The sequence below is a fragment of the Burkholderia sp. Z1 genome (assembly GCF_014893795.1).
Lineage (GTDB): Bacteria > Pseudomonadota > Gammaproteobacteria > Burkholderiales > Burkholderiaceae > Burkholderia > Burkholderia theae.
The window spans coordinates 890,562-903,616 of the sequence record NZ_JACFYL010000002.1; the positions used below are offsets into that span (position 1 = coordinate 890,562).

General features: G+C 67.1%; 15 protein-coding genes. 7 read left to right on the forward strand and 8 right to left on the reverse strand.

Annotated elements, in window-relative coordinates:
* Positions 1–36: 36 nt before the first annotated feature.
* The 5 genes from H3H55_RS21045 to H3H55_RS21065 form a co-directional block, all read right to left on the reverse strand.
* Positions 37–615: a hypothetical protein gene (locus tag H3H55_RS21045; protein ID WP_193100054.1), complete on the reverse strand. Its 579-nt coding sequence runs from the start codon at positions 613–615 to the stop codon at positions 37–39.
* A 69-nt stretch (positions 616–684) separates the two neighbouring features.
* Positions 685–1,074: a lysozyme inhibitor LprI family protein gene (locus tag H3H55_RS21050; protein WP_193100055.1), complete on the reverse strand. Its 390-nt coding sequence runs from the start codon at positions 1,072–1,074 to the stop codon at positions 685–687.
* Positions 1,075–1,124: 50 nt separating this feature from the next.
* Positions 1,125–1,886 carry an N-acetylmuramoyl-L-alanine amidase family protein gene (locus H3H55_RS21055; protein ID WP_193100056.1) on the reverse strand — a complete coding sequence of 254 codons (762 nt, stop codon included), beginning with the start codon at positions 1,884–1,886 and terminating at the stop codon, positions 1,125–1,127.
* A 148-nt stretch (positions 1,887–2,034) separates the two neighbouring features.
* A complete protein-coding gene (locus H3H55_RS21060) occupies positions 2,035–3,654 on the reverse strand; it encodes an NAD(P)/FAD-dependent oxidoreductase (RefSeq protein ID WP_193100057.1) in 1,620 nt (539 codons plus the stop codon).
* On the reverse strand, positions 3,654–5,168 hold the full coding sequence (locus H3H55_RS21065) for a polyamine aminopropyltransferase (protein WP_193100058.1): 1,515 nt from the start codon (positions 5,166–5,168) through the stop codon (positions 3,654–3,656). The genes H3H55_RS21060 and H3H55_RS21065 overlap by 1 nt, the downstream gene beginning before the upstream one ends.
* A gap of 121 nt (positions 5,169–5,289) precedes the next feature.
* Between H3H55_RS21065 and H3H55_RS21070 the strand changes: the two genes are divergently transcribed.
* Genes H3H55_RS21070 through H3H55_RS21095 form a run of 6 tightly spaced genes read left to right on the forward strand, consistent with a single transcriptional unit; the run spans position 5,290 to position 9,217 of the window.
* The gene (locus H3H55_RS21070; protein WP_193100059.1) at positions 5,290–5,676 is read left to right on the forward strand and encodes a DUF350 domain-containing protein; all 387 of its coding nucleotides are present in this window, start codon (positions 5,290–5,292) and stop codon (positions 5,674–5,676) included.
* Between the two features lie 25 nt (positions 5,677–5,701).
* Entirely contained in the window at positions 5,702–6,757 is a 1,056-nt protein-coding gene (locus H3H55_RS21075; RefSeq protein ID WP_193100060.1) for an SPFH domain-containing protein, read from the forward strand.
* 9 nt (positions 6,758–6,766) lie between these two features.
* Positions 6,767–8,278, forward strand: coding sequence for a DUF4178 domain-containing protein (locus H3H55_RS21080; protein ID WP_193100061.1), 1,512 nt, complete (start codon positions 6,767–6,769; stop codon positions 8,276–8,278).
* Positions 8,275–8,424 (forward strand): hypothetical protein, encoded by a 150-nt coding sequence (locus tag H3H55_RS21085; RefSeq protein WP_155630549.1) that lies wholly within the window; start codon positions 8,275–8,277, stop codon positions 8,422–8,424. The genes H3H55_RS21080 and H3H55_RS21085 overlap by 4 nt, the downstream gene beginning before the upstream one ends.
* Positions 8,421–8,804, forward strand: coding sequence for an adenosylmethionine decarboxylase (speD, locus tag H3H55_RS21090; protein ID WP_048245558.1), 384 nt, complete (start codon positions 8,421–8,423; stop codon positions 8,802–8,804). The genes H3H55_RS21085 and speD overlap by 4 nt, the downstream gene beginning before the upstream one ends.
* A gap of 26 nt (positions 8,805–8,830) precedes the next feature.
* Entirely contained in the window at positions 8,831–9,217 is a 387-nt protein-coding gene (locus H3H55_RS21095) for a hypothetical protein (RefSeq protein ID WP_193100062.1), read from the forward strand.
* A 93-nt stretch (positions 9,218–9,310) separates the two neighbouring features.
* Here the strand turns inward: H3H55_RS21095 and H3H55_RS21100 are convergent, their stop codons facing one another.
* The 3 genes from H3H55_RS21100 to H3H55_RS21110 form a co-directional block, all read right to left on the reverse strand.
* On the reverse strand, positions 9,311–10,099 hold the full coding sequence (locus tag H3H55_RS21100) for a lysozyme inhibitor LprI family protein (RefSeq protein ID WP_193100063.1): 789 nt from the start codon (positions 10,097–10,099) through the stop codon (positions 9,311–9,313).
* A gap of 110 nt (positions 10,100–10,209) precedes the next feature.
* Positions 10,210–11,097: a DUF4261 domain-containing protein gene (locus tag H3H55_RS21105; RefSeq protein ID WP_193100064.1), complete on the reverse strand. Its 888-nt coding sequence runs from the start codon at positions 11,095–11,097 to the stop codon at positions 10,210–10,212.
* Between the two features lie 212 nt (positions 11,098–11,309).
* Positions 11,310–11,762, reverse strand: coding sequence for a type II toxin-antitoxin system RatA family toxin (locus H3H55_RS21110; protein ID WP_193100065.1), 453 nt, complete (start codon positions 11,760–11,762; stop codon positions 11,310–11,312).
* A 180-nt stretch (positions 11,763–11,942) separates the two neighbouring features.
* On the opposite strand from H3H55_RS21110, the gene H3H55_RS21115 reads away from it, so the two are divergent.
* Positions 11,943–12,983: a bifunctional nicotinamide-nucleotide adenylyltransferase/Nudix hydroxylase gene (locus H3H55_RS21115; RefSeq protein WP_027789549.1), complete on the forward strand. Its 1,041-nt coding sequence runs from the start codon at positions 11,943–11,945 to the stop codon at positions 12,981–12,983.
* Positions 12,984–13,055 lie beyond the last annotated feature (72 nt).

Genomic DNA, 13,055 nt, shown 5'->3' on the forward strand with positions numbered 1-13,055 from the left:
CGCCTGATCGGTTGCTGTTGCGTTGCCGTGTCCGGATCAATTCACCCGATCCGAACTGCTGTCGATCGCGAAGCTGTAGCCGATATCCACGTGCGACGCATCTTGCGGTTCGTCGGTTCTTTTCAGCACGAATTCGAACGCAGGCTCGAACCAGCCATTGCGCGGAATTTCTCCGCCGAGAATTTCGACGTCGTACCAGCCGTTCTCGATTTCGATGACGGGCCTGCCCGGTTCGCGGTAACGCGCGAGCAACGCGTTCACCGTCTCGTCGTTGAAGCGTTCGAGAATGCGCCACGTATAAAGCATGATCGAACGATGCTCGACGCGCAGCACGTAGCCACCACGCCGATGCTGCAGGCGGCTTCCCGTCTTCAGCAATTCGGGCGTGTCGTCGTCCAGCGTGAAGATGACCGTGTACGGATGATTCTCGATGCCGGCCAGCGGAATCACGACACCTTCCAGCACGGCGTTGTCGCCGCTGTCGTTCGACGTGAACTCGGATGCGACGTTGTCCGACAGCCCGTGCTGTTCCTTGTAGCGTTTCAGCAGCAGAACATCGCCGACGAGGAAGTAGTCGACCAGGTCGTTGAGGACTTCGGAGAATTCATGTCGCATCGCCGTTCCCTTCGTGGGGCTGACGCGCCGCGCCGCGAAACGTTTCACGGCACGGCACGTGCGAAGACCTTACTCCCCGAGCTTCGACGCCACGCACCCCGTGCTCGTGCATTCACGCTCACGCTCGCGCAGGAACGACAGCCGCGACTGCGTCATGTCGTTCGCGCACTGGATATCCACGAGGTAGCTGTTGTTGCGCGTCTCGCTGCACTGCGCATCGCGCTGCTTCAGCCACGCGAGCTGGCCGGCCTTCAGCGTTGCCTGCTGGTCGCCGCTCAGTTGCTTGCGCAGGCGGCCGTACTCGTCGTTGAGTTCGCGGTCGCTCTGCGAGAACTGCGTGCTGGTGCAGTACACCTGGTCGAACGCGCTGTGCGGCTTCGCGCAGCCGGCCGCGTGCGCGGTGAACGGAACGGCAAGCGCGAGCAGCGCGCAGGATGCGAACAGATTCTTCTTTTTCATTGCGATGCTCCTGACTGGGTGAAAACCGTTGAGCCCGAGGGGCGATGCCGTCACTTCGGCACCGTACACGCGTCGATCCCGCCGGCGATCGCGGTAGACAGGCGCTGGATCGTCTCGCGCCGCGCGAGCCGCGCTTCTTCGTCGGGATTGACGATCACGCCGGCCTCGACGAGCACGGCCGGAATCGGCGCGGTGCGCAGCACGACGAGATCGTCGAAGCGGTGGATGCCGAGTTGCGGGTCGATCAGCGGGCGATTCTCGCCGCGGATCGGCTGCGCGTGATACAGCGACGGACGCTCGCCGGCCGCGACCAGCCGCTCGGCAATCGCCTTTGCGCAACGCAGGCTTTCCGCATAGTGCGGATTGCGCTCCGACACGAACACGGAGAAGCCGCGGAATTCGCGTTGGCGGCCCGCGTCGATGAACTGCTGTTGCATCGAGTCGTGATGGATCGACACGAACAGGTTTGCGTCGGGCGCCTGTGTCGAACGCTGGTCGAGCGCGATCTCGCGGCCGTCGGCCGACGTGCGCAGCACGCGGTCGCCGTGCGCGGCGAGCTTTTCAGCAACTGCTGCGGACAGATCGAGGTTGTACAGGTATTCGACGCGGCCGCTCGCGCCGGTGGAACCCGGGTGAGCGGGCGTATGGCCGGTGTCGACGACGATATAGCGCCCGGATGCGGGTTCGGCGCCGGGGGCTGCGGCGTCGGCTGCGTGCAGCGCCAGCGGCGCGCCGAGCAGCGGGGCGCAGGCAAGCACACGCGCGGCGGTGCGCACGAACGGGCGAATGCGTCGGAGGGTTCGGTTCGTCATTGTTGTTGTCGAGGAGGGCATGCGGCGCGTCGAACGGGACGGCACCGTCGGCCTGCTCAATGCAGTCGGAATGTCGCGCGATTATAGCGGGTGGCGGCGTCGTCGCAATGACGAATCGGCGGCCGCTGCGCCGGCCGGAAGGCGGTGCTCAGGCGAGCACGCGCCGGGCCGCGAGCATGCCCCAGTATGACGCTTCCTCGAACAGCGACAGCCCGGACAGGTCGGCATGCGCGAACACGACGGGGCCGTCGGCGTCGCGCAGCGCAAGCAGCCCCGGCCGGCTCAGGAAACCGACGTCGGGCGTCGCCATCGCGTGGCCGCGCACGGTGATCTCGAGCGCCGTCGCGTGCTTCCACAGCTCGCGCCCGTAGACGGCCTGCAGGTCGATCGCCGCCTGTTCGCGCAACGCGCCGGGCTCGGCCTGCGCGAGCCAGCGGCGCGTGTCGTCCGGCGCGCGTGTGCTCAACGCCTGATACGCGGAGAACACCGAGCGCGTCGGCGGCGACATCCGGATCAGCTGGTGCGTCGACACGACATAACCGAGCCCCGCGCCGTCGTAGACGACGTTGTCCCACGCAAGCGGCACGCCCGCCGCTTCGGCCGGCATGCCGTCGAGCAGGAAGTTGGACACGAGCCACGGTGCGCGCGGCGGCAGGTCGCGCGCGGGTTCGAAGCCGTAGGCGGAAAGCTGCGGAAACACGTGCGCCGCGACGAACAGCGGCATCGCGCACACGACGCGCCGCGCCTTCAGCGTGAACGTCGACAGCGCGCCGTCGTCGCCGAGACGCGCGCACAGCACGTCGACGCCACCCGCGCGTTCGGTCGCGCGCACCGCGAAGCCGTCCCGCGACCACGCATTCGAGCCGGTGCGCGCGGTGATCGAATCGCTCAGCTTCGTCACCATCGTGTGCAGCCCGTCGGGCCAGGTCAGCACCGCGCCGTCGCTCGCGTCGCCCGCATGGCCGCCGCGCGACGAGAAATAGTGCAGGCCGGCCCACGCGGACACATGCTCGTATCCCGCGCCGTAGTCGTCGCGGCAGCAGTAGTTCAGGTACCAGTGCAGCGCCTTCGCGGTGTAGCCCTCGTCGAGCAGCCACTGGCGGAACGAGCGCCGGTCGAGCGCGCGCCAGCGCGGGTCGCGCGACGATTCCGCGATCGGGATGCAGAACACCTTGCGGCCGTCGGCGCCGCGGGCGGTGCGCAGCCCGTCCGTGTACGCGAAGAAGCGCGCCTGCTGCGCGAGCGCGTGGGCGTCGAGGCCGGCCGTCGGCACGATGCCGTCCTGCCATTGCCCGGCGATGAAGAGCCGTTCATCCGGCGCATGGACGAGCACACGCTCGTCGTACACGGGGCGCGCGGAGAACGGCGCGGATTCGATCACGCCGAGATCGGCGAGCATGTCGCGCAGATGCGCGGATTCGAGCGACGGCAGCGGCAGGTAGTGCGCGCCTTTCGGATAGCCGAGATCGCCGAAGCGGCCGCCGGCCGCATTGCCGCCGAACTCGGGGCCGGCGAGCACCGCGAAGCGCGTGTGGCCCGCGCGCGCGAGCTGCCATGCGCACGACAGCCCGGCCGCGCCGGCGCCGAGGATCGCGACGTCCGTCTCGATCGTGCCGGAGGGCGGCGGCAGCGTGGCATGGTCGCGCAGCGCATGGCCTTCGCGCATGCCGGGGTAGCCGACGCGCGGCGTCGTCTCGATCCAGCCGGTGCGGCCGCATGCGGCGAGCGACGCGGCCGCCGACGCGACGAGGAACGTGCGGCGGTCCATCAGCGCAGCACGTGTTTCCAGTCGTCGTCGAAGCGGCGCACGAGCGGCTGGTCGTTGAGTTCGTTCGGCGTCATCGGCAGCGCCGGCATGTCGGCCGGGAAGTGGAACATCTCGGCGGCCGTCTGCGCGTCGAGCCAGCGCGTGGGCACCGAGTAGTGCGTCGGCACCGTGAAGTCGCGGCGCTTGCCGGCGATCACGAAGCCCCAGTCGCCGAACGACGGCACGTAGCAGTGGTACGGCCACGTGTTGAGCCCGGCTTCGTGCAGCGTTGCGATGATGGTCCAGTACGCGTGCGGCGCGAAATACGGCGACGTCGACTGGATCACCGCATAGCCGTTCTCCGACAGGTGGCGCGCGAGCAGCCGGAACACCGGCACCGAATACAGGCGGCCGAGCCCGAAGTTGGTCGGATCGGGGAAGTCGACGACGATCGCGTCGTACACGTCGGCGTTCGATTCGAGCCAGCACACTGCGTCGTCGTTGATCACGTGCACGCGCGGATCCTTCAGCGAGCCCTGGTTCAGCTTGACGAGCGGCGCGGACGTCGAGAACAGCTTCGTCATCGCGGGATCGAGATCGACGAGCGTGATCTGTTCGAGGTTGCGGTGCTTGAGCAGCTCGCGCACCGCGAGGCCGTCGCCGCCGCCGAGCACGAGCACGTGCTTCGCCCACGGCAGCGCGTCGATCGTCGGGTGGATCAGCGCTTCGTGATAACGATGCTCGTCGCGCGACGAGAACTGCAGGTTGCCATTCAGGTACAGCCGCATGTCGTCGTGCCACTGCGTGAGCACGATGCGCTGGTACGGCGTCGTTTCCGAATAGATCGTCTCGTCGCCGTACACGCCATGCTCGGCCCAGTGCGTGATGCGGTCCGACAGCGCGAACCCGGCGACCAGCAGCCCGATCACGAGCGACGCGCGCATCAGCTTGCCGCGCACGTTGCGGATCTCGTCACGGAACAGGTGCGTGGTCCACAGCGCGACGAAGGCGTTCAGGATGCCGAACAGGAAGCTCGTGCGCAGCAGGCCGAGACGCGGCGCGAGCACGAGCGGGAAGATCAGCGACACGGCGAGCGAGCCGAGATAGTCGAAGGTCAGCACCTCGCTGACGGTATGGCGGAACGCCTGGCGCCGCTGCTGGAACGCGCGCATCACGAGCGGAATCTCCATCCCGATCAGCATGCCGAGCGCGAGCACGAGCGCATAGAGCGCCGCGCGGAACGGCGCGGCCAGCCACGCGAACACCGCGAACAGCAGTGCGGCCGACACGCCGCCGAGCAGGCCGACGAGCAGCTCGATGTCGACGAAGCGGTCGAGCACGTCGTCGTCCTCGACGAACTTCGCGAGCCACGAGCCGATCCCCATCGCGAACAGGTAGCAGCCGATCACCGACGAGAACTGCAGGATCGAATCGCCGAGCAGGTAGCTCGACAGCGCGCTGCTGATCAGTTCGTAGCCGAGCCCGCACGACGCGAGCACGAGGATCGACAGGACGAGCGCACGCCTATGCAGCATGGTGCGTCCGTTGTGCAGTGTTCGGCAATGTGGATATACTGGCGCGGATTTTTGTCTGCTGGCCCCGTGCGGGCCGGCCGGCGACGGGGCGGCGAACCGAGCACAAAATCCGAGGGAAAGAATGAATAGTGCCTATCTTTATGCGGTTCATTTACTGTCGGCGTTCGTGCTGCTTCTTGTGTTCGCGGCAGTGTACCTGAAGGTCACTCCGTTCGACGAACTGGCGCTGATCCGCGACGGCAACTCGGCGGCTACGCTGTCGTTCGCCGGCGCGCTGATCGGTTTCTGCCTGACGCTCGCGTCCAGCATCGCGCACAACTCGACGCTCGGCGAAGTCGTGATCTGGGCCGTCGGCGCGATGGCCGTGCAGCTGATCACCTATGCGGCGCTGACGCGCCTGATGCCCGGCATGAATCATGCAATCGAGGATCGCAACGTCGCGATGGGCGGCCTGATGGGCACCGCGTCGCTCGTCGTCGGCATCATCAATGCCGCCTGCCTGACCTGACCGCCACGCGTCCGAGGAGACCGACATGAGTCTGGGTTCGTTTATCCGCAAGCAGTTCGTCGACGTCCTGCAATGGACGGAAGACACCGACGGCGTGCTGGCCTGGCGCTATCCGATGGAAGACCAGGAAATCCGCTACGGCGGCAAGCTGACCGTGCGCGAGACGCAGGTCGCGATCTTCGTCAACGAAGGCAAGGTCGCCGACGTGTTCCAGCCGGGGCTGTATACGCTGGAAACGAACACGCTGCCGGTGCTCACGTACCTGAAGAACTGGGACAAACTCTTTCAGTCGCCTTTCAAGTCGGACGTCTATTTCTTCAGCACGCGGCTGCAGCTCGGCCGGCGCTGGGGCACCGCGCAGCCGGTGACGATCCGCGACCGCGAATTCGGCATCGTCCAGGTGCGCGCGTTCGGCATCTACTCGTACCGGATCGTCGACGTGGGCGCGTTCCACCGCGAGGTCAGCGGCACGCGTGCGCAGTACACGGTCGACGATCTCGAACAGCAACTGCGCAACCTGGTGGTCACCGCGATGAGCACGACGTTCGGCGCGTCCGACGTGCCGTTCGTCGACATGGCCGCGAACCAGTCGCTGCTGTCGCAGCGCATCGCCGAGGCGCTGGTGCCGGTGTTCACGCGTTATGGCCTCGCGCTCGATGCGTTCGCGGTCGAGAGCGTGTCGCTGCCGGCGGAGCTGCAGAAGGCGCTCGACCTGCGGATCGGCGCGGGGATGGCCGGCGATCTCGCGCGCGCCACGCAATACCAGACCGCGCAGGCGATTCCGCTTGCCGCGCAGAACCCGGGCGGCATCGCCGGTGTCGGCGCGGGGCTCGCCGCGGGTGCCGTGATCGGGCAGGCGATGGCCGGCCAGATGGCGGGCGCCGCACAACCGGCGCCGGCCGCCGCACCGGCCGCGCCCGTCGCGGCACCGGCAGCCGCTGCGCAGCCGGCTGCGCCGGCCGACGGTACCGACTACGTGCAGCGGCTCGAGCAGTTGAAGGCGTTGTTCGACAAGGGCCTCGTGACCGAAGACGAATATTCGCGCGCGAAGGTCGAGATCCTCGCGAAGCTCACCCGGTAAGCGTCGCGCATGTTCAGCACTTCGTGCCCCCAGTGCGGCGCGCCGGTCGAGTTTCGCTCGGCGGCGGCGGTGATGGCCGTCTGCGCGTCCTGCCGCAGTACGCTGCTCAAGCGCGGCGCCGACGTCGAGCGCATTGGCGAGCTGGCCACGGTGCTCGACGACGCGTCGCCGATCCAGATCGGCACGGCCGGGCGCTATGGCAAGCGCATGTTCACGGTGCTCGGGCGCATCCAGATGACCTACGACGCCGGCGCGTGGAGCGAGTGGTACGTCGTGTTCGACGACGGCGCGTTCGGCTGGCTGTCGGATGCGTCGGGCCAGTACGCGGTCACGGTGCGCGAGCCCGACGATGCGTCGGGCGGCGCGTGGCCCGCGTTTGGCACGCTCGAACCGGGCATGCGGATCGACCATGGCGGCCGCGCCTATCTTGTGTCGGATGTGCGCACCGCGCGATGCACGGGCGGCGACGGCGAACTGCCGTTCCGCGTCGATGCCGGCTGGGAGGCGCGCGTCGTCGACCTGCGGACCGGCAACGCGTTCGCAACCTACGACTATTCCGACGCCGATTCGAACGGCGGAAGCCCGGCCGTTTATTCGGGCGAAGCGCTGGAATTCGACGCGCTCGCGTTCACGGGGCTACGTGACACCGAGACCGATACGCGTGAGAAGCGCGGCGCGGAGATGGTGCCGTTCGCGTGCCCGAGCTGCGGCGCACCGCTGTCGTATGCGCCGAACGTCGCCGACTACGTCGTGTGCGGCAGTTGCCACGCGGGCGTGCAGTGCACGGCCGAGCAGCAGACCGTATTCGCGGCGCAGCGCAAGCTCGAGTCGGTGAAGGGCGCGCTGGCGCTCGGTGCGATCGGCACGTTCGACGGCGTGAAATACACGGTGATCGGCATGATGCGTTGTCGCGTGCCGGGCGATGCCGAGACGTGGGACGAATACCTGCTGCTGAACCCGAAGCGTGGTTTCCTGTGGCTCGTGCAGAGCGAAGGGCGCTGGGAGCGCGTGCAGGTGCTCGACCAATGGCCGACGATCGGCAGCGAATCCGACGTGACCGACGGCGGCAAGACCTACCGCCTGCGCGAGGAGTACGACTCGGAGGTCGTCTACGTGGTCGGTGCGTTCAACTGGCGCGTGCAGGTGGGCGATCGCACGTCGATCATCGATTACGGCTGGCAGAAGGACAAGCTGACGCGCGAGCGCAGCGATGCGGAGATCGTCTGGTCGCGCGCGCGGCCGTTGTCGGCCAGCGCGCTCGGCGAACGCTTCGGCACGCCGGCGCTCGCGACCGCTGCAGCCGCGGCCGGCGAGAAGGAAGCGACGGGCCTGTTCGGCGGGAAAAACCCGCACAGTTTCTCGCCGCTGCCGCTCGTGTTCAGCGTGTTGCTCGTGATCTTCAACATGGGGTCGCTGTTCGCGTTCAGCGGCCGCTCCGTCTTCGTGCTGATCGGCCTGCTGGTGCTGTGGCTGCCTGAATGGCTGTGGAAGGGTTTCGCGTCGGACGGGGGCAACTCGTGATCCGGTACATCCTCTACGGCATCTACGGCCTGATCGTGGTCACGTTGTTCAGCTGCGCATCGATCGGCGGCAGCGGTTCGGGTGGCGGCGGCTGGGGCAGTTCGTCGGCCCGCAGCGGTTACTCGTCGTACGGGTCGCACAAATGACCGCGCGCGACGGGATCGCGCCGCCGCGCGCGACGCTCGGCTCGCACGTGCTGGCCGACCTGGCCGGCATCGACGCGGCGCTGCTGCGCGACGCCGCACGGCTCGAGACGATCCTGACCGAAGCGGCGCGACAGTCGGGCGCGCGCGTGATCGGCGCGCATTTCCATCATTTCGGCGGCGAACATGGCGTGACGGGTGTCGTGCTGCTCGCCGAATCGCACATCACGATCCATACGTGGCCCGAGCATCGCTTCGCGGCCGTCGACGCGTTCATGTGCGGCGCGGCGCGCGCCGCCGATGCGGTCGATGCGATCGCCGCCGCGCTCGGCACGCAGGCGCAGGCCCGGCAGCAGGTCGCGCGCGGCGACGCATTGACCTGAGCGAGCGTTACGCACCGGTTATTCCCATGCATAAAAGAATACGATTTGCCGCGTTGCTCGGCTCCACGCTGTTCGCCGGCCACGTTGCCGCGGAATTGCCGACGAAGCCGCCCGGGCCGGTCGTGATGGTCCACTTCGACTACGACGAGAAGGATCTGACGCGGCTTCATGCGCTGGAGCGCCGGCTCGATCGCGCAGCGAAGCAGGCAGGGGCGGGCGAACTCGGCGAGACCGAGCTGCATCGCGACGGCAACGACGGTTATCTGTATCTGTATGGCCCCAGCGCCGATCGGCTATACGCGGTGGCGCGCCCGATCCTGAAATCGTCAGGATGGCTGACCGGTACGGAAGTCACGTTGCACCGCGCTTCCGGTACGGAAACGTTTCTGATGGGCCGGGACGGAGCGCGTTAGCGCGCCGGCCGGCCGTCCGGACAGCGAGACTTCATTGCGGCGGGGCATGCTCGTCGATTCGTACCCGGACGGACACGCGTTTCGCGATGCCCGTCAGCGTTCGAACCGGAACGTCGACACGCTGTGCAGCGTCGCGTCGTCGGTGCCGACGATGCCCTGCGTATTCGCGACGGCCGAACGCGTGCCGTTGCTCAGCACGGCCCAGTAGCATTCGCCGCCGGCCGCGTGGAAGCCGGTTTCCGGATCGCTGATGCCGCATGTGATCGTCGCGCGCATGCCGCGCCAGCCGGCGCCGGAGAAACGTTCGACTTCCTGCGCAGCGCTGCGGCCGTAAGTCGTCATCCACTTGCCGTCGTCCTGCTTCTCGAAACCGGCTTCCTTTTCCGCGACCGGCTCCAATGCGCCGTCGACGATCTCGAACGCGATGAAATAGTTGCTGTAGGTCATGTTGCGGCCGACGATCGCGACGCAGCGATCGCCGCCGATTGCCGGGCATGGCTTCTTCACCTGCCGGTTCGCGAGGTATTCGAACGAGATGCCGAGCGCCGGGTCGCGATAGGTTTTCCAGCCCGCATGCTTGACCTGCTTCAGGGCAGCCGTGCGGTCGCGGTAGGAGGTAGCGAGGCAGGCGGTATCGGCGCACGCATCGCGCTGTGCAAGCCACGCGCGTTGCGACCGGATCACGGCCGGCTGGTCGGCGGCGATGCCAATCGCGTCGTAGTACGCGCTCGACAGTGTGCTGTCGGCCGATACCAGCGCCTTGTCGCCGCAAATCAGGTGATCGGTGCGCGTCTTCGCGCGCGTGCAGTCGATGCTGTCGGCGTGGGCGGACAATGAGAGGCTGAGAGCGGCCAGCGCGAAACCAACGCGTATGCGGAACACGGATGTCTCCTCGTCGGGCAGGGCGGCGGCTGTCACGCCGCTGTCATGTGACGCCGCGGCGCACGCGGTTCGCGAAGCGTCGAACCCGCGCGCCGTGCATCACGGTGCGATCAGCGATTGATTTCGTCCGCCGAGATCAGCTCGGCCACCAGCACCTGCGCGGGCCCCTGCAGGTAGTACTCATGTTCGAGCGGTTCCCGCAGCCTCATGAACGTTTCCGAACCGACCTGCATCGTTTCGCCCGCATGCATCCGCGCGCCGCTTTCGAGCAGGTAGTGCATCACGTTGTTGAAGATGCCGGAATAGCGTTCGCCCTCGTGATGGCCTTGCGCGAGCGCGGCGAAATCGGGCAGGCCGAACACGTCGGCGCCATAGGTGCGCATCCACACGCCTTCGACGCCTTCGACCTCGTATTTCACGAAGCCGCAGAAGAACAGGTTCAGCGGGATCGCGCGCAGCACTTCGAGGCTTTCTTCGCCGAGTTCCTTCGCATTGAAGACGCCGGCCGGCAACGACGTGTGCGCGTGCTCGTTCAGCACCGCGAGGCCGTTCTGTTCGGCCAGCGCGCCGGCGACGGCCGCCAGCGCGACGTACTGGTCGAGCGGATCGGGTTCGTGTCCGGCGTAGTACAGGATCACGTGGCTGCGGCTTGCGCGCACCTGCTGCTTCAGGTCCTGCCCGTAGTGGGCGGGCGCGACGCACGCTTCCAGCGCGTCGGACGGATAGCGCGCATCGAAGCCGACCAGCCGGACGACGTGCTTGCCCCAGCCGGCGAGCCCGAATACCTGCTCCAGCGTCGGCTCGGTTTCGACGCGCGCCTGCTGCATGCTCGGATGGTACGCACGCAGCGCGGCCGTCAGCGACGCGATATCGACCTGCAGCGGACCGTCGAAGACGACCGTCACGCTCAGTGGATTTTCGGTGTCGGATGCGGCGACCAGCGCGGCCGGGTTCTCGGGTTCTTCCTTGCGGCCAAAGAATCGGGATATCAGGCTCATGGATGTTGTTGGTGTCGAAGCCGTTTCAGGGAGGAAAGCCCTGTTCTCTCGGTCAGGGCCCGCCGTCGGAATGACGGCCGCTCGTAGTTTCTCCGGGTTCGGCGAATCTGGCAAATGCCCGGTCGCGCGGCCGTGGCGCGTTCGAACGCATTCGGGGGGAGGTGGCGCGGGCACGCCGGATCACGCGGGCGCACGGCCCGCGGCAGCGCCGGTCAGTGCGGCAGCGCTTCGGCTTCGGCCCAGCGCTTGAACGAATCGAGACGCCGGCGCGTCTGCACGAGATAGAACGCGCCGATCAACGGTTCGAGCAGCCAGCGCAGCCAGGTTGGCTGAGCGCGGAAGTTGTACGTGAATTTCACCTCGGTCGTGCCCGGCGTGTGTTCGGTGAAGTTCCAGCTGCCGCTGAAGCGTTCGAGCACCTTCGGCCCGTCGACCATTTCGACGGCGGCGACCTGCGGCGGACGGTACGAGATGTAGCGCGACACCATCGTCGCGCCCGACTGGCTGCGGCAGAACGCGTCGACGCCGACGTCGGCCGTCGTGCTGTCGAGCAGATAGGCGTCGATGAGGAAGCTGTCCCACACGAGCCGCCGCGCGTAATCCTGCGACCACGTGAAGAGGCGTCTGCGATCGACACCGACGGTTCGGCTGACTGAGATCCTCATGATGGCGGGCGCCGTAGCGCGGATTGGGATGAAATCGAGTGTAACCCGCCGGCGCCGTGCATTTCTTCAGACTTGGTCAAGTCGAGCATGTGCTCGATTGACGCACCTCGGGATTTCCCCTAGGATTCATCCAACCCTTCGGGAAAGACCCGAAGCGTTTCAATCTCTTGAGGGAGCCTCATGAGCACGCAACAGAACCGGCGCTTCGACGCGCTCGTTTTCATTGGTCGTTTCCAGCCTCCGCATCGTGGTCACCTGAATGTGCTGAAGTCGGCACTGAGCCGGGCCGAGCGCGTGTGCGTGCTGATCGGGTCGACCGACAAGCCCCGCACCATCAAGGATCCGTTCTCGTTCGACGAGCGCCGCCAGATGCTGGCTTCGCTGCTCGACGCGTCCGAGCGCGACCGAGTGACGATCGCGCCGCTGCAGGATTCGACCTACAACGACGGCGACTGGGTGCGCTGGGTTCAGGACGCGGTCGCGTCCGCGCTCGGCGACGTCGCGCAGCGCAAGGTCGGGCTGATCGGCCACGAGAAGGACGCCACATCGTATTACCTGCGGATGTTCCCGCAATGGGAGCTCGTCGACGTCGACGCGACGGAAGACATTTCCGCCACCGAGATCCGCGACCAGTATTTCGCCGAACGCACCAACAGCTTTGTGCAGTGGGCCGTACCGGAACCCGTGTTCGGCTGGCTCGAGCGTTTCCGCACGCAACCGGAATTCGCGCAGCTGAAGTCGGAAGCCGAATTCATCGCCGCGTATCGCAAGGCATGGGCGGCCGCGCCGTATCCCGTCACGTTCGTGACGGTCGACGCGGTGGTCGTGCACTCGGGCCATATCCTGCTCGTGCGCCGCCGCAGCGAACCGGGCCGCGGCCTGTGGGCGCTGCCGGGCGGATTCGTGAACCAGGACGAGCGGCTCGACGCCGCTTGCATCCGCGAGCTGCGCGAGGAAACCGGGCTGAAGCTGCCGGAGCCCGTGCTGCGCGGCTCGATCAAGGATCGGCAGGTGTTCGATCACCCGACCCGCTCGCTGCGCGGCCGCACGATCACGCACGCATGCCTGTTCAACTTCCCGACCGGCGAACTGCCGCGCGTGAAGGGCAGCGACGACGCCGACAAGGCGCGCTGGGTGCCGCTCAACGAGTTCGCGCAGATGCGCAACGTGATGTTCGAGGATCACTTCGACATCGCGTATCACTTCCTGGGGAAGCTGTGATCCGCTGATTCCCCGCATTCCGGTCCGCCGCGACAGACGCGGCGGCACGTCAACGGCCTAGAGGAGCTCTAG

Excerpts from the sequence above, each read along its gene's own strand:
- H3H55_RS21045 (WP_193100054.1), bottom strand. The coding sequence starts at position 615 with ATGCGACATGAATTCTCCGAAGTCCTCAACGACCTGGTCGACTACTTC.
- H3H55_RS21050 (WP_193100055.1), bottom strand. The coding sequence starts at position 1,074 with ATGAAAAAGAAGAATCTGTTCGCATCCTGCGCGCTGCTCGCGCTTGCC.
- H3H55_RS21055 (WP_193100056.1), bottom strand. The coding sequence starts at position 1,886 with ATGACGAACCGAACCCTCCGACGCATTCGCCCGTTCGTGCGCACCGCC.
- H3H55_RS21060 (WP_193100057.1), bottom strand. The coding sequence starts at position 3,654 with ATGGACCGCCGCACGTTCCTCGTCGCGTCGGCGGCCGCGTCGCTCGCC.
- H3H55_RS21065 (WP_193100058.1), bottom strand. The coding sequence starts at position 5,168 with ATGCTGCATAGGCGTGCGCTCGTCCTGTCGATCCTCGTGCTCGCGTCG.
- H3H55_RS21070 (WP_193100059.1), top strand. The coding sequence starts at position 5,290 with ATGAATAGTGCCTATCTTTATGCGGTTCATTTACTGTCGGCGTTCGTG.
- H3H55_RS21075 (WP_193100060.1), top strand. The coding sequence starts at position 5,702 with ATGAGTCTGGGTTCGTTTATCCGCAAGCAGTTCGTCGACGTCCTGCAA.
- H3H55_RS21080 (WP_193100061.1), top strand. The coding sequence starts at position 6,767 with ATGTTCAGCACTTCGTGCCCCCAGTGCGGCGCGCCGGTCGAGTTTCGC.
- speD (WP_048245558.1), top strand. The coding sequence starts at position 8,421 with ATGACCGCGCGCGACGGGATCGCGCCGCCGCGCGCGACGCTCGGCTCG.
- H3H55_RS21095 (WP_193100062.1), top strand. The coding sequence starts at position 8,831 with ATGCATAAAAGAATACGATTTGCCGCGTTGCTCGGCTCCACGCTGTTC.
- H3H55_RS21105 (WP_193100064.1), bottom strand. The coding sequence starts at position 11,097 with ATGAGCCTGATATCCCGATTCTTTGGCCGCAAGGAAGAACCCGAGAAC.
- H3H55_RS21110 (WP_193100065.1), bottom strand. The coding sequence starts at position 11,762 with ATGAGGATCTCAGTCAGCCGAACCGTCGGTGTCGATCGCAGACGCCTC.
- H3H55_RS21115 (WP_027789549.1), top strand. The coding sequence starts at position 11,943 with ATGAGCACGCAACAGAACCGGCGCTTCGACGCGCTCGTTTTCATTGGT.